Origin of the sequence: Streptomyces sp., from assembly GCF_035645055.1 — a bacterium.
Lineage (GTDB): Bacteria > Actinomycetota > Actinomycetes > Streptomycetales > Streptomycetaceae > Streptomyces.
This window is the reverse complement of the sequence record NZ_DASQNH010000001.1, coordinates 23,312-37,780: the sequence shown is the minus strand read 5'-3', so window position 1 is coordinate 37,780 and position 14,469 is coordinate 23,312. Positions and strand designations below refer to the sequence as shown.

Annotated in this window: 13 protein-coding genes; 6 read left to right on the top strand and 7 right to left on the bottom strand. The window is 71.0% G+C overall.

The window, feature by feature from the left end; genetic code table 11:
• The first annotated feature begins 199 nt into the window (after positions 1-199).
• The 3 genes from VE614_RS00165 to VE614_RS00155 all read left to right on the top strand — a co-directional run bounded on the left by VE614_RS00165 (position 200) and on the right by VE614_RS00155 (position 1,750).
• Entirely contained in the window at positions 200-634 is a 435-nt protein-coding gene (locus tag VE614_RS00165) for a BlaI/MecI/CopY family transcriptional regulator (protein WP_414719460.1), read from the top strand.
• Between the two features lie 9 nt (positions 635-643).
• A complete protein-coding gene (locus VE614_RS00160; protein WP_324929871.1) occupies positions 644-1,192 on the top strand; it encodes an amino-acid N-acetyltransferase in 549 nt (182 codons plus the stop codon).
• 222 nt (positions 1,193-1,414) lie between these two features.
• A complete protein-coding gene (locus tag VE614_RS00155; protein ID WP_067299641.1) occupies positions 1,415-1,750 on the top strand; it encodes a histone-like nucleoid-structuring protein Lsr2 in 336 nt (111 codons plus the stop codon).
• Here VE614_RS00155 and VE614_RS00150 read toward each other — a convergent pair.
• Complete coding sequence (locus VE614_RS00150; RefSeq protein WP_324929866.1) at positions 1,729-2,424, bottom strand: SCO3374 family protein; 696 nt, start codon at positions 2,422-2,424, stop codon at positions 1,729-1,731. The genes VE614_RS00155 and VE614_RS00150 overlap by 22 nt on opposite strands.
• A 430-nt stretch (positions 2,425-2,854) precedes the next feature.
• On the opposite strand from VE614_RS00150, the gene VE614_RS00145 reads away from it, so the two are divergent.
• Positions 2,855-5,377 (top strand): ATP-dependent Clp protease ATP-binding subunit, encoded by a 2,523-nt coding sequence (locus VE614_RS00145; RefSeq protein WP_324929863.1) that lies wholly within the window; start codon positions 2,855-2,857, stop codon positions 5,375-5,377.
• 64 nt (positions 5,378-5,441) lie between these two features.
• On the opposite strand, the gene VE614_RS00140 is transcribed toward VE614_RS00145, so the two are convergent.
• On the bottom strand, positions 5,442-6,074 hold the full coding sequence (locus VE614_RS00140; RefSeq protein ID WP_324929860.1) for an HAD family acid phosphatase: 633 nt from the start codon (positions 6,072-6,074) through the stop codon (positions 5,442-5,444).
• Positions 6,075-6,185: 111 nt separating this feature from the next.
• Entirely contained in the window at positions 6,186-9,308 is a 3,123-nt protein-coding gene (locus tag VE614_RS00135) for an NACHT domain-containing protein (protein WP_324929857.1), read from the bottom strand.
• A gap of 382 nt (positions 9,309-9,690) precedes the next feature.
• On the opposite strand from VE614_RS00135, the gene VE614_RS00130 reads away from it, so the two are divergent.
• Together VE614_RS00130 and VE614_RS00125 are read left to right on the top strand one after the other, a co-directional pair.
• Positions 9,691-10,281: a M23 family metallopeptidase gene (locus tag VE614_RS00130; RefSeq protein ID WP_324929854.1), complete on the top strand. Its 591-nt coding sequence runs from the start codon at positions 9,691-9,693 to the stop codon at positions 10,279-10,281.
• 151 nt (positions 10,282-10,432) lie between these two features.
• On the top strand, positions 10,433-10,756 hold the full coding sequence (locus VE614_RS00125; protein WP_324929851.1) for a hypothetical protein: 324 nt from the start codon (positions 10,433-10,435) through the stop codon (positions 10,754-10,756).
• 77 nt (positions 10,757-10,833) lie between these two features.
• On the opposite strand, the gene cseC is transcribed toward VE614_RS00125, so the two are convergent.
• From cseC to VE614_RS00105, 4 genes are read right to left on the bottom strand one after another with little or no spacing between them, the layout of a single operon-like run.
• Positions 10,834-12,381, bottom strand: a complete 1,548-nt coding sequence (cseC, locus tag VE614_RS00120; protein ID WP_324929848.1) for a two-component system sensor histidine kinase CseC — start codon at positions 12,379-12,381, stop codon at positions 10,834-10,836.
• A 27-nt stretch (positions 12,382-12,408) separates the two neighbouring features.
• The gene (gene cseB / locus VE614_RS00115) at positions 12,409-13,113 is read right to left on the bottom strand and encodes a two-component system response regulator CseB (protein ID WP_324929845.1); all 705 of its coding nucleotides are present in this window, start codon (positions 13,111-13,113) and stop codon (positions 12,409-12,411) included.
• A gap of 38 nt (positions 13,114-13,151) precedes the next feature.
• Complete coding sequence (locus VE614_RS00110; RefSeq protein WP_414719459.1) at positions 13,152-13,823, bottom strand: hypothetical protein; 672 nt, start codon at positions 13,821-13,823, stop codon at positions 13,152-13,154.
• Positions 13,811-14,350, bottom strand: a complete 540-nt coding sequence (locus VE614_RS00105; protein WP_043502979.1) for a SigE family RNA polymerase sigma factor — start codon at positions 14,348-14,350, stop codon at positions 13,811-13,813. Before VE614_RS00105 ends, VE614_RS00110 begins: the two co-directional genes overlap by 13 nt.
• Positions 14,351-14,469: the final 119 nt, after the last annotated feature.

Sequence of the window (14,469 nt, the reverse complement as noted above, 5' to 3'; positions counted from 1 at the left end):
ACCCGGAGCGCCGCCGCCCCGCCCCGTCGGCGGCGCCCCCGTCACGCGGGCTCCCGGACTCGGCAGCCCCGGCACACCCCAGACGCGCCCTTTTTGCTCGCGTTTGCTGGGAAAGGGCACGTCCGGCAGGCCATTGTGGAGATCTCCCACTATTGTTCAAGCTGTGCCTCGCCCATTGGGAGAACTCGAAGACGCGGTCATGACGCGGGTGTGGAAGTGGAACCGCCCGGTGACCGTTCGAGAAGTCCTGGAAGACCTTCAGCGGGAACGGTCCATCGCCTACACCACGGTGATGACCGTTTTGGACAATCTCCATCAGAAGGGCTGGGTCCGCCGCGAGGCGGAAGGCCGGGCCTATCGATATGAGGCGGTCTCCACCCGCGCCGCCTACGCCGCCGCCCTGATGAACGACGCCTGGTCGCAGAGCGACAACCCCGCCGCCGCACTCGTCGCCTTCTTCGGCATGATGAGCGAGGAACAGCGGACGGCCCTGCGGGATGCCGTGCGCATCGTCCAGGGTCCGGAAACACCCGAGCCGGAACCGGAACGGCAGCCCCGGCCGGAAGCCCGCCCACAAGCCGAAGGCGCGGAAGCGGAGAACCCCGGCTCGGCACCGGAGCGTGACGGGCGATAGCGTCCGACCATGTCCGCAGAGAGCCCCTCCGCCGAGAACCCCGAAGTCACCGCTAAAGCCATCACCGTCCGCCGGGCCCGGACCAGCGATGTCCCCGCCGTCCGCCGGCTCCTTGACGCGTACGTCCGGCACGGCATCCTGCTCGACAAAGCGATGGTGACGCTTTACGAGGACATCCAGGAGTTCTGGGTAGCGGAACGGGACGACAACGCCGAGGTCGTCGGCTGCGGCGCACTGCACGTGATGTGGGAAGACCTCGCGGAAGTGCGCACTCTCGCGGTGAAGCCGGGGCTCAAGGGCGCCGGGGTCGGTCACCAGGTGCTGGAGAAGTTGCTCCAGACCGCCCGCTGGCTCGGTGTTCGCCGGGTTTTCTGCCTCACCTTCGAAGTGGACTTCTTCGGCCGGCACGGCTTCGTGGAGATCGGCGAGACGCCGGTCGACACCGATGTCTACGCGGAGCTGCTGCGTTCCTATGACGAGGGCGTCGCGGAGTTCCTGGGTCTCGAACGAGTGAAACCGAACACCTTGGGCAACAGTCGGATGCTTCTGCATCTGTGATCGTCGTTATTCCGCTCTGCCGACCCTGCCCAGGTTCCCTATGTCCGAAACGCGCACGTTTCCGGGCAGTGGAGGGGCAGTGGGTCTCTCCCAGGGGTTTGTGTTTTTCCAGCAAAAGCGGTTTGCTTTCCGACGTACTGCTGTACTGCATATAACAGGGGGCGGCGAAACGGCGGACGCCGCGGACCCCAGGTCCTCACGTTATCGATGAAAGGAAATCCGGTGGCACAGAAGGTTCAGGTCCTTCTTGTCGACGACCTCGACGGCGGCGAGGCGGACGAGACGGTGACGTTCGCGCTGGACGGTAAGACGTACGAGATCGATCTCACGACCGCCAATGCGGACAAGCTTCGCGGCCTTCTCGAGCCCTATGTGAAGGGCGGTCGCCGTACCGGAGGCCGTGCTTCGGGCGGTCGTGGAAAGGCGCGGGCCGCTTCCGGCGGCAGCCAGGACACCGCCGCCATCCGCGCGTGGGCGAAGGAGAACGGTTACGAGGTCAACGACCGTGGCCGAGTTCCGGCGTCCATTCGCGAGGCTTACGAGAAGGCCAACGGCTGAGCACCCACGCGCCGCAGCCGGATCCGGTGGCAGTGTGTCGCCACCGTGTCCACGACGCGTACGAGATCGGGGGCGCCCCCACCGCCCCCCAAGGCCGACAGCGTCGGCAGCGAGGCCTCGGTCTCGCGCACCGAACCGGGGGGCCGCACCCACACGGCGGCCCCCTGCGCCGAGCCGCCCCGGCCGACGGCCACCGGCGGCCCGCCTTCCCCCCGCGGCGCGGCAGCAGGCGCGGTGACCGACGACGTGACCGGTGACTCCCCGAGGCTCCACTCCGCGCCCACCCGCGGCGCGTCCATGAGCGTGCCCTCGCCCAGGGCGGTGAGGTCCAGGTCCAGCGAGCCCCACTCCAGCCAGTCGAGCAGCCCCGGCAGCTCCTGCGCGGTGCCCGGGGCCGTCAGCAGCCGCACCCGGCCGCCCTGCGCGGCGACCGGAGAGCCCGGCGCGAGATGCCGCAGCGCGGCGAGGCCCGCTGCGGCGGGGACGTCCAGGACGTCGAAGCGGGGGCCCACCACGAGCCGCAAGGGCCTGCCGGGCACCACGGGCCATCCCAGATCGTTCTCGTACCACCCGCGGAGGCGGTCGCTCGCGTCGAGCGGACGACCGGGACGGCCGGGACGGCGGGGGTGAGGGACGGTGACGGACGGTGGGGACTGCGGGGCTGCGCCAACCATGCCCAGCGCAACCGTCGAAAGCCCGTCCGGGTTACGCTGGGTGCCCGTGCGGATGCGCCGAGTGCCGGAAAAGGGGGCGTGCGGGGGTGCGGGGAGGCGCAAGGTTGTTCGCCCGTAGCGGAGGGAAACCGTGCGCGCGGCATGGACTGTCGGTCCGTGCGGGTAAGACATCCCTAGTGGGAGGGGGCGACACGCAGGAAAGGCCGTCTCGCGTTCGCCATCGGCGTACTGGTGGTGAGGGTAACTGCCTGGCCTGCGGGAACATCGTCTCGCACCATCGGGTTGGAGCAGATGTCGGCGTTCGGGGTCAGGAGGCCAAGGACGGTGTCGGCAGTTGGAATGAGCGGTCCCCGCTTGCGGGACTAAGCTGCGGAAGGACAGGGAGGGGAAGTTCCCCTTACTGCCTGACCGCTCTGAGGAGCGATTAACGATGTTCGAGAGGTTCACCGACCGCGCGCGGCGGGTTGTCGTCCTGGCTCAGGAAGAAGCCCGGATGCTCAACCACAACTACATCGGCACCGAGCACATCCTCCTGGGCCTGATCCACGAGGGTGAGGGTGTCGCCGCCAAGGCCCTTGAGAGCCTCGGGATTTCGCTCGAGGCGGTCCGCCAGCAGGTGGAGGAGATCATCGGCCAGGGGCAGCAGGCGCCGTCGGGCCACATCCCCTTCACCCCCCGTGCCAAGAAGGTCCTGGAGCTGTCGCTCCGCGAGGCCCTTCAGCTGGGCCACAACTACATCGGCACGGAGCACATCCTGCTCGGCCTGATCCGTGAGGGCGAGGGCGTCGCCGCCCAGGTCCTGGTCAAGCTGGGCGCAGATCTGAACCGCGTGCGGCAGCAGGTGATCCAGCTGCTCTCCGGTTACCAGGGCAAGGAGACCGCCACCGCCGGCGGCCCTGCGGAGGGCACCCCCTCGACGTCCCTGGTCCTCGACCAGTTCGGCCGGAACCTCACCCAGGCCGCTCGTGAGTCCAAGCTCGACCCGGTGATCGGGCGCGAGAAGGAGATCGAGCGGGTCATGCAGGTGCTGTCCCGCCGTACGAAGAACAACCCGGTCCTGATCGGTGAGCCCGGCGTCGGCAAGACCGCCGTCGTCGAGGGCCTCGCCCAGGCCATCGTCAAGGGCGAGGTGCCCGAGACCCTCAAGGACAAGCACCTCTACACCCTGGACCTCGGCGCGCTGGTCGCCGGCTCCCGCTACCGCGGTGACTTCGAGGAGCGCCTGAAGAAGGTGCTCAAGGAGATCCGCACCCGCGGCGACATCATCCTGTTCATCGACGAGCTGCACACGCTGGTCGGTGCGGGTGCCGCCGAGGGCGCCATCGACGCGGCCTCCATCCTCAAGCCGATGCTGGCCCGTGGTGAGCTGCAGACCATCGGCGCGACCACGCTGGACGAGTACCGCAAGCACCTGGAGAAGGACGCGGCCCTCGAGCGCCGCTTCCAGCCGATCCAGGTCGCGGAGCCGTCCCTGCCGCACACGATCGAGATCCTCAAGGGCCTGCGCGACCGGTACGAGGCGCACCACCGCGTCTCCATCACCGACGAGGCGCTGGTTCAGGCCGCCACCCTGGCCGACCGGTACATCTCGGACCGCTTCCTGCCGGACAAGGCGATCGACCTGATCGACGAGGCCGGTTCCCGGATGCGCATCCGCCGGATGACCGCGCCGCCGGACCTGCGCGAGTTCGACGAGAAGATCGCGGGTGTCCGCCGCGACAAGGAGTCCGCGATCGACTCGCAGGACTTCGAGAAGGCCGCTTCCCTGCGTGACAAGGAGAAGCAGCTCCTGGCCGCCAAGGCGAAGCGGGAGAAGGAGTGGAAGGCCGGCGACATGGACGTCGTCGCTGAGGTCGACGGCGAGCTGATCGCCGAGGTGCTGGCCACCGCCACGGGCATCCCGGTCTTCAAGCTCACCGAGGAGGAGTCGTCCCGCCTGCTCCGGATGGAGGACGAGCTCCACAAGCGGGTCATCGGCCAGAACGACGCCGTCAAGGCGCTGTCCAAGGCGATCCGTCGTACGCGCGCCGGTCTGAAGGACCCGAAGCGTCCGGGTGGCTCGTTCATCTTCGCCGGTCCGTCCGGTGTCGGTAAGACCGAGCTGTCCAAGGCGCTCGCCGAGTTCCTGTTCGGTGACGAGGACGCGCTGATCTCCCTCGACATGTCGGAGTTCAGCGAGAAGCACACGGTGTCGCGGCTCTTCGGTTCGCCCCCCGGCTACGTGGGCTACGAAGAGGGCGGCCAGCTGACCGAGAAGGTCCGCCGCAAGCCGTTCTCCGTCGTCCTCTTCGACGAGGTCGAGAAGGCCCACCCGGACATCTTCAACTCGCTGCTGCAGATCCTGGAGGACGGTCGTCTGACCGACTCCCAGGGCCGGGTCGTGGACTTCAAGAACACGGTCATCATCATGACGACCAACCTCGGCACCCGGGACATCTCCAAGGGCTTCAACCTGGGCTTCGCCGCCCAGGGCGACACGAAGACCAACTACGAGCGCATGAAGAACAAGGTGTCGGACGAGCTGAAGCAGCACTTCCGCCCCGAGTTCCTCAACCGCGTCGACGACGTGGTCGTCTTCCCGCAGCTGACCCAGGGCGACATCCTCCGGATCGTCGACCTGATGATCGGCAAGGTGGACGAGCGCCTGAAGGACCGGGACATGGGCATCGAGCTGTCCCAGTCCGCCAAGGAGCTGCTGTCCCGGAAGGGCTACGACCCCGTGCTGGGCGCCCGGCCGCTGCGCCGGACCATCCAGCGCGAGATCGAGGACTCGCTGTCGGAGAAGATCCTCTTCGGCGAGCTGCGCCCCGGTCACATCGTGGTCGTGGACACCGAGGGCGAGGGCGAGACCCAGACCTTCACCTTCCGCGGCGAGGAGAAGTCGGCTCTGCCGGACGTCCCGCCGATCGAGCAGGCGGCCGGCGGTGCCGGGCCGAACCTCAGCAAGGAGTAGGTCTCACGGCAGGTGAGAGGGCCGGTGCCCGGGCGGGCACCGGCCCTTCTCCGTGCGTGAAGCCCTACGAGAGCTGTCCGTCGTAGTCCGGCAGCTTGTACGTCTTCTCGGCGTGGCCGCCCGACAGGTCGGTGGTGTTGTTGCCGATGTTGGCGATGATCGTGTAGCCCTTGGACTCGATGGCGACGCGCTGCGCCGTCTTGTAGTCGGCGACGTTCTTGAAGAGGTCGAGGAAGCCGCGGACGTGGAGCCCGGAGACCTCGTAGCCGACCTTCTTCAGGTTGTACTCGGTGGGCGCGTGGATGATGCCGGGGCGGGCGGTCACGAAGAACAGCGCGACGCCGTGCTCCTGGGCGTACTCGGCGACCTCCAGGACCGGCTTGTTGGCCGGCGACGGGTAGCTGAAGCCGAAGTCGGTCTCCAGGGTCGTGTTGTCGATGTCGAAGACGATCGCCTGCTTCTCGCCCGGCTGGTGCTGGGCGATCCGCTGCCGGAGGTAGGGCAGGGCCTGGTCCATCACGGCCTGGCAGTCCTTCTGCCAGGTGGCGTAGTCGACGTCCGCCGCGGCGGTGGTGGTCGCGGTGGCGACGGCGGTGGTGCCGGTGCCGGTCGTGGCTTCGGCGGGGGCGGCGATGGCCAGCAGGGCGGCCGCGGTGACGGCGAGGGTGGCCGTGCGGCGCATCCCGGGTCTCGTCATGGGTGGGGGGTCCTCTCACGTCGGTGGCACATGTCGTGTGCATGCTCGTTCAAGAGGGTGACGCGAGGTGAACCGTACGGTTACCGAACGGTAGGTGGCTAGAGGCGTGCGTCACACGACGGCACGGACCCTGGCGATGGCGGGGGTGACCGGCAGCGGCGCGAGCACCTCGTCCGGGATCTCGGACGCGTCCGGCGCGGGGACGATCACCACCTCGCGCAGACGGGGGAACAGCGCGGGGATCCGCGCCAGGTCCTCGGTGCCGTGCAGGTTGTTCAGCCGCAGGCTGGTGATCCGGGGCAGTGGCGGGCCCTGCCAGCCGACGGCCCGCCAGTTGATCCGCAGCTCCGTCAGCTCGGGGAGCCGGGCGATCTCCTCGCGGTCCCGCGGGGACAGCTCGCTCTGGAGCGCGGCCAGGCTCAGCTGTCTGAGGGCGCCGAAGCGGTGCAGGCCGCGCAGTCCGGTGTGCCGCAGCGCCGTCTTGGTGAAGCGCAGGTAGCGCAGCGGCAGTTCGAGCGGGATCGCCTCGTCGAGCGAGTCCGCCTCCAGCGGCACCCCCAGGTCCAGCTGGCCCAGCGTCCGGCACCCGGCGAGGGCGTGCAGCGCGCCCGGCCGTTCCAGACCCGGCAGCAGGTCCAGCGACAGCCAGGTCAGCGGCAGCCCGGCGAGCGGCGTGAGGTCCTCCACGTACGGCGATCTGCTGAGGTCGAGGTGGCCGAGCCGCCGCAGGCCCGCGAGGCAGCCCAGATCCCGCAGCAGGTCGTTGCCGCGGATGATCAGCTTCTCCGTGCGCTCCGGCACGAGCCCCGCCGCGATCGCGTCCGCCGGGATGTTCCCGGCCAGCTGGATCTTCCGGCGCCCGCCCAGTTCGCGCAGAAAGCGCAGCTGCTCCGCGGAGTGCGCCGCGAAGAACAGCCCGCCCTTCCTGAGACGGGCGACGACCTCCTCGCCGTACCGCCGCACCGGGAAGCGGTGCCAGGTCCAGGTGAGCTGGGCCCGCACGTCCAGCGAGGGGTGGCCGCGGAACCGGGCCAGGACCGGCAGCGCCGCGTCCGTGCCGATCAGCGACGCCGTGACGACGACCGCCCGTGCCTCCTCCTCGCTCAGGCCCTCCGGCCCCGGCAGCAGCTCCAGGGCGAGCGGCCCGGCCTCCGCCAGGGCGCGGGCCTCCTGGGTGGAGCGGGGCGGTATCAGCACCGCGGCCCGCTGTTCGACCTCGGCCCGGACCAGCGGGTCGAGTTCCGTGGCGTGCTCCAGGCAGGCCAGCGCCAGCAGTCGTACGCGGGTGCTGGCGGCCCCCGTCAGCCGGTCCGCGGCGGTGATCAGGCCGCGCAGCAGTTCGGCGCGTTCGCGGGGCCGGGCGTGCGCGACCGCCATGCGGATCACGTCCGACCACGCGGTGTCCGCCGCGCTGCGCACCAGCAGCCCGAAGTCGCCGTCCTCCACGGCGGCCCGCGCGCCGAGGTAGTCCTGGAAGGTGCGGTGCACGAACTCCACCGTCCCCTCCGACGGTTCGCGGAGCAGGCCGCTGCGCAGCAGCAGATGGCCGAGGATCCGCTCGGCGTCACCCTGGGCCGCGGCGGCCGGCAGGGCGGGCAGCACGTCGGCGACGATCCGGACGGCGCGTTCGCGGTCCAGCTCGGACTGGTTGTTGCGGATCAGCCAGTAGGCGAGCCGCTGGAGGAGCTGGATCTGGGGGAGTTCGGTGAGGTGCACCCCGTCGTCGGGGGTGATCAGGTCGCGTTCCTCGTCCCGGCGGGCGAGCAGCATGGACAGGGCGGCGTCGTACAGCTCCTGCCGCCCGTGCGGGAGGTAGCCGCGCCGGTCGCGGTGCAGGGCGCAGATCAGACCGCACATGAGCGGATTGGTGGCGAGCTGTGCGAGGTCGGGCTTGGTGCGGACGGCGTCGAGCAGGACGCGTTCGTAGGTGTCGAGGAGGCCGGGGTCGGGGGCGCCGATCCGCGCGGCGGTGTGCCATCGGGTGACGAAGGCGGCCACGTCGTCGCCGCGCATGGGGGTGAGGGCGAGTTCGGTGAACCCGTCGGCGGCGAGCCAGTGGGCGCGCACGGCGGTGGGGCGGGAGGTCACCAGCCACTGGTTGCCGGGGTAGACGTCGAGCAGCTCGCGCAGCCAGCGCCGGGTCCGCTCGCGGTCCCGCTCGGGGATCTCGTCGATGCCGTCGACGAGGAGCAGCCCGCGACCGTCGCCGAGTACCCGGTCCGCCCAGCCGGCGGGCTGAGTGGCGTGGAAGGGGACGCGTACGGCGCTCAGGAAGGCGTCGGGTGCGGGCAGGCCGTCGGCACGGCGGACCAGGGTGCGCAGCGGCAGCACGAAGGGGATCCGGCCGCGCTCGCCCCGGGCCGCGGTGACCGCGAGCCACTGCACCAGCGTGGTCTTGCCGGAACCGGCGACTCCGCGCAGCAGCACCCGGTCGTGCTCGGCCAGTGCCCGGTCGGCGGGCAGGGCGGTGGCGGCGGAGACGACGGGCCCGCCGTCGGGGTCGCCGCCGTGGTCGCCGCCGTCGTCCGGGTGCAGGGCCGTGAGGCTCAGGTAGGCGGCGTCCAGGGGCCAGCGGTCGGGGGAGGCGACCAGGTCGATGCCGTAGATCGTGAGGTGGGCGTGGCGGGTGGCGACGTAGGAGAGGTAGCGCTGTTCGAAGGCCTGGTCGGTGCCGGCGGGCGGCGGGGTGCGGGCGATCAGCTCGTCGACCTTGGCCATCAGCTCGCGCTGGCGGCGGGTCTGCTCGACCAGGGTGCGCGGGACGAAGGTGGACCGCTGGGTGAAGAAGTGCAGGATGTGCAGGCAGGCGGTGGTGAGCAGGCGGTCGAGGAAGAGGCTCGCGTCGTAGGAGAGATGGCGGGCCGGGTCGCCGGCGGCGCGGCGCAGCCGGGCGGCCAGGGCCTCGGGGCCCAGTTCCACGGCCTGGACGTCGGTCATGGTGAGGTCGCCGAGGGCGTACAGGGTGTCGGCGAGGGCGTGGGTGACGGCCTGCTCCTCGTCGGCGGGCAGCGGGCGCTCCCCGGTGGCGAGGGCCTGCCGGACCAGCTCGGCGGCCAGCCGCTGGACGTCCGCCGGGCCGAGCCGCCCTTTCTCGCCGCGGAACGAGAGGTGCCCGGAGAGCCGCACCGGCCGGTCCACCAGTCCGGCGCCCGGTCCCTCGGTAACGAAGAGCCTTCGTATGAGCGGCGTCACAACGCTGGACGCCAGCCTGACCCCGATGGCCGTCGGTTCCACTCCGGTCTCCCCCGAAATCCGTCGACACCCCGTCTGACCAGCAGAGTAGCGCCGGTCACATTCGCGGGCCGGCAGATCTCGCCGTCCGGTGACATGCCGCACAGGCGATTTGTCCGGTACTAGCCGGAATAGTGGAAAGGTCGATTCGGGCAAAAAGGACGTATGCCTCAAGGTTCCTTCGTCGGAACCGGCGTTCTGCTGTGGTTCGTCCCGAATGGGGGCTCTGTCAAGAGTCGGGATATTTCGGGGTCAAGTACTAGCTTGAGCCGTAGATCAGGGTTTTGGGCCTTTGCGGGGGTCCGGGTTACCAAGGGATGGCCATCCGGAGCCGATGCCTGTGCGCCGGGTGGTTCTCTCTGTCCCCGACCTTCCGAGGTAGCGAATGTCCCCGCGTGTCACGTCCCGTTCTTCCCGTACGGCCCAGCTCCGCACCCGCGCGGCCGTCCTGGCCGCCGGCCTGGGCGCCTCGGTCGTGCTGGGGGCCGGGGTCGCGGCCGCCGCCCCCTCCGCCGCCCCGACCGCCGTCACCGCCACGACCGCCGCCAAGAAGGCCGCCGGCTGGGTCGCCCCCGTGAAGGGCTACACCAAGACCGCGAGCTTCGCCCAGAACGGCGCCCGCTGGCAGTCCACCCACAGCGGTCAGGACTTCGCGGTGCCGAGCGGCACCAAGGTCGTCGCCGCGCACGGCGGCACCGTCGTCAAGGCCGGCGGCAACGGCGCCGGTGACGGTCCCGCGTACGGCAACGCCATCGTGATCAAGCACGGCAACGGCCAGTACTCCCAGTACGCCCACCTGTCCAAGATCAACGTGAAGGTCGGCCAGATCGTCGCCACCGGCCAGAAGATCGCCCTGTCCGGCAACACCGGCAACTCCAGCGGCCCGCACCTGCACTTCGAGATCCGCACCACCCCGAACTACGGCACGGCCATCGACCCGGTCGCCTTCCTGCGCGGCAAGGGTCTCTCCCTCTGAGGCCACCGCCACGCACCGGCCGTCCCTCGCCGACGTGACAGAGGCGAGAACCGGCTGAACCCGCCGGTGAGAACCGGCTGAACCTCCCGACGACCCCGGGCGCCCCACCGCGCCCGGGGTCGTTGTCAGTGCCGCGTGCCACCATCGGCGTATGGACACGATGCGGCCGTTGCGCCTCGCCAAGGACGCCATGGACCGCGACTGGGCCGACCCCGATCTCGACCTGGCCGCGGTGGCCGGCCACGCCGGGTATTCACGCTTCCACTTCGTCCGCGCCGGCGCGTTCCGCACCGACGACTGCCGGGGCGACTACGAGACGTTCCGGGCCCGCGGCGTCGAGTTCATCCAGGAGCCCCAGGAGCCCCAGGAGCGGCCGTACGGCATCGAGGCGATCTTCCGCGACGACAACGGCAACCGGTACTCGCTGACCGAGCGCAGCGAGGAGCTGGACTTCTCCAAGGACTTCGGCTGCTGAGGGGCCATCCCGGGCGGGTGGCCCCGAGCGGGGCACCCCCGGGCCTCACTGGTCCCGGGTCTCACTGCTCCCCGGCCTCACTGATCCCCGGACAGCGGCAGCATCGGATAGCTGCCGGTGTTCGTCGGCGCGTGCTCCGGCAGCCACAGCACGGCGACCGCGCCCTCGGCCGGAATGCGCGCGGGGGCGCCCGGCGGCCGGACGTTGCGGAAGGTCAGGCGGGCACCCAGCACCCGGGCCTGGCCCGCGGCGATGGTCAGGCCCAGCCCGTGGCCGTGCCCGGCGCGGTCCTGGCTGCCGGTGCGGAACCGGCTGGGGCCCTCGGCGAGCAGATCCTCCGGGAAGCCCGGCCCGTGGTCGCGGACCCGGATCACCCGGCCCTCCACGGTGACCTCGACAGGCGGCCTGCCGTGCCGGGCCGCGTTGGCGAGCAGATTGAACAGCACCCGCTCCAGCCGCCGCGGATCGGTGGTGACCTCCGACTCGTGCACCACGTGCACCGCGATGTCCGGGTCCTTCGCCGCCACCCGCCGGGCCACGAACTCGCCCAGCATGATGTCCTGCAGCTCGGCCCGCTCGGACGCCCCGTCCAGCCGCGCCACCTCCAGCACGTCCTCCACCAGGGTGCGCATGGCCTTCGCCCGGTCCAGCACCAGCTCGGTCGGGCGGCCCGGCGGCAGCAGCTCGGCCGCGGTGAGCAGCCCGGTCACCGGGGTGCGCAGCTCGTGCGCGATGTCGGCGGTGACCCGGCGCTCGGCCTCCAGCCGCTGCTGGAGCGCGTCCGCCATCGCGTCGACGGCCCGCGCGAGATCGTCGGTCTCGTCCCGCACGACCCCGCCGATCGCCTCCCGCACCCGGACGTCCGGCTCGCCCTTGGCGACCCGGTTCGCCGCGGCGGCGGCCTTGCGCAGCCGGCCCGACAGCTGTCCCCCGATCAGCACGCCGAGCGCGCTGCCGACGAGGACGACCGCGATCGAGCCGATCACCAGGGCCTGGTCGAGATCGTTGAGGATGTCCGTACTGCGCTCGGTGAGCCCGGTGTGCAGCGACAGCACATGGCCGTCGGCGATCGGTACGGCGGCCCAGATGTCGGGGGAACCGCCCGGCGGGTCCGCCACATAGGTCGCGCGGCGTCCGGCCCCGACCTTCGCCCGCAGCTCGGCCGGCAGATGGGGGTCGTCGATCTTGACGCTGGCGAAGTTGGCCCGGTTGGACAGGTCGAAGGTGTGCTCGGCGATCTGCACGTCCGCGAGGTCGCGCTGGGCGATCTGGATCCGCTCGTCCGCCAGGTCGCGCGCGTTGTCCAGCATCGAGACGCGGGCGGCGTTGTGCACCACCAGGCTGAGCGCGATCGCGACCAGCGCGCCGACCAGCGCGATCGCCGCGCTGAGCTTCCAGCGCAGACCGGTGCGCAGCTCGCTGGGAAGCCCCTTGCGCAACCCGCGGGGCAGGCCCTTGCGCAGCCCGCGGGGCAACCCGTTGCGCAGCCCGCGGGGCAGGCCCTTGCGCAGGCCTGGACCGGATTTGTCGCCGAATCTCCCGCCGAGCCGGGCGCGGATGCCCGCGCCGGGGCCCGCGCCCAGGAGCGCGCGGCTGTCCGCGCGCCGGGCGGACGGGCGTGTCATCCCCCGCATCACGTCGACAGCCCCCGCTCAGGCCTTCAGCTTGTAACCGAAGCCGCGGACCGTCTCGATCCGGTCCTGGCCGATCTTCTGCCGCAGCCGCTGCACATGGACGTCGACGACCCGGGTGTCCCCGCCCCAGCCGTAGTCCCAGACCCGCTCCAGCAGCTTGTCGCGGGAGAGCACGGTGCCCGGCGCGGCGGAGAACTCCAGCAGCAGCCGCATCTCGGTCGGCGTCAGCGCCACCGGCTGTCCGGCCCGGCGCACCTCCATGCCCTCGGTGTCGATCTCCAGATCGCCGAAGGTCAGCATCCCGCCGGACGCCGCGGCACCGGACTCGTCGGCCCGGTCGCCGCCACCGGCGTGGCCGAAGCGGCGCAGGACCGCGCGTATCCGGGCCACCAGCACCGCACCGTCGAACGGCTTGGTCACATAGTCGTCGGCACCCGCCTCCAGGCCCAGGACGACATCGATGGCGTCGGCCCGCGCGGACAGCATGATCACCGGCACGGTCGACTCGTCGCGGATCCGGCGGCACAGGCTGACCCCGTCCAGCCCCGGCACCATGACGTCCAGCAGGGCGATGTCGGGCCGGTTCGCGCGGAACGCCTCCAGGCCCGACAGCCCGTCGGGCATGGCGGTGACCGCGAAGCCGTCCCGCTCCAGGGCGAGCTGGGTGGCCTCGCGGATGACGTCGTCGTCCTCGACGAACAGGACGTGGGTCTGGTCTGCCATCCGGATGCTCCGTCGGTGCTGGTCAGTGGCTCTGGGCGTCAGTTGCTCTCGGGTGCCGGGGCGGGGGCCTCCCCGACGGCGTTGCCGTACTCGTTGTGCATGCGGTACTCCTCGGCGAAGCGGTTCCCGGTCCAGCGGTAGGTGATCACCACCTCGCCGGAGGGGTTGGAGACGGGGTCGCCCTTCTCGTACACCTGCCTGGTCACCACCAGATCGCCGCGGTCGATCTCCGCGTACACCGGGGACTCCTCGGCCCCGAAGACATTCTCGTACCGGCCGTCGACCCGGTGGTACACATACGACCCGACCCCGACCGCGTCACCGCAGGTCAGCACGTTGACCACGAGATCGTCCACGGTCCCGCCGGTCAGGTCGCCGTACGACACGTCGACCGGGTAGTCGTCGGGGACGCAGGGCTTCAGCTCGCGCTTGACCGCCGGGGAGACCCGCGGGTCGCTGCGCACCAGCCGGAGCGCGTCCATCCGGTTCGGCGTGACGGACGCGGACGGCTGGTCGGAGGGCGCCGCCCCCGCACCCGCCACCGTGCCGATGTGCGCCGGCCCCTCGTCCCGCGCGCCGGTGCCGCCAGTGCCGCAGGCGGCCAGACACAGGACGAGGGCGGCGACTAAGACCATCGCCCTGCCCGCCGCCCGGACGCCTTGATCGCCAGGGTCTGTCCCAGCCGTTCCCGTGCCGGTCAGGCCGCGCACCGCTCCCGCTCCTCACGCTCCAGCGCGCGTGCGTCCAGATCGCGGGCCTCCAGCTCCTCGCGGAGCCGGGCGAGCGCCCGGTGCAGCGTGCTCTTGACCGTTCCCGCCGACATGCCGAGGGCCGCGGCCGTCTCCTCCGTGGACATCTGCTCCCAGTGTCGCAGTACGACCACGCTGCGCTGCTTCGGGGCCAGCACCTTCATGACGTCCATCAGCAGGGCGCGGTCCGCGTGCTGTTCGGTGGAGTCGTCGACCGAGGCGTCCGGCAGCTGCTCGGTCGGCACCTCCTCCAGCTTCCGCGCCCGCCACCACTCGGTCCGCGTGTTGATCATGACCCGGCGCAGATAGGCGTCCGCCAGCCGCTTGTCCGCGATGCCGTCCCAGCGGCCGTACGTCCGCGCGAGCGCCGTCTGGAGCAGATCCTGCGCGTCGACCGGGTCCGGTACCAGGCGCCGGGCGCTGCGCAGCAACGCGTCCTGCCGGGTGCGGACGTACTCCTCGAACTCGAGCACCTCGCCCTGCGCCATGATCAACCGCCTCCGTCTTTTCCCCGTTGTCCCGTGCTCAGTCCCGCTGTCGGGTACGGCAATGAAGCTACGGAGGCGTTGTCACGGGGCTGTGCGAAGCAGCCCGCGACTGTCAATCG

Coding starts and splice junctions, on each gene's coding strand:
- VE614_RS00165 (WP_414719460.1), top strand. CDS start 200: ATGACGCGGGTGTGGAAGTGGAACCGCCCGGTGACCGTTCGAGAAGTC.
- VE614_RS00160 (WP_324929871.1), top strand. CDS start 644: ATGTCCGCAGAGAGCCCCTCCGCCGAGAACCCCGAAGTCACCGCTAAA.
- VE614_RS00150 (WP_324929866.1), bottom strand. CDS start 2,424: ATGGTTGGCGCAGCCCCGCAGTCCCCACCGTCCGTCACCGTCCCTCAC.
- VE614_RS00145 (WP_324929863.1), top strand. CDS start 2,855: ATGTTCGAGAGGTTCACCGACCGCGCGCGGCGGGTTGTCGTCCTGGCT.
- VE614_RS00140 (WP_324929860.1), bottom strand. CDS start 6,074: ATGACGAGACCCGGGATGCGCCGCACGGCCACCCTCGCCGTCACCGCG.
- VE614_RS00130 (WP_324929854.1), top strand. CDS start 9,691: ATGTCCCCGCGTGTCACGTCCCGTTCTTCCCGTACGGCCCAGCTCCGC.
- VE614_RS00125 (WP_324929851.1), top strand. CDS start 10,433: ATGGACACGATGCGGCCGTTGCGCCTCGCCAAGGACGCCATGGACCGC.
- cseC (WP_324929848.1), bottom strand. CDS start 12,381: ATGACACGCCCGTCCGCCCGGCGCGCGGACAGCCGCGCGCTCCTGGGC.
- cseB (WP_324929845.1), bottom strand. CDS start 13,113: ATGGCAGACCAGACCCACGTCCTGTTCGTCGAGGACGACGACGTCATC.
- VE614_RS00105 (WP_043502979.1), bottom strand. CDS start 14,350: ATGGCGCAGGGCGAGGTGCTCGAGTTCGAGGAGTACGTCCGCACCCGG.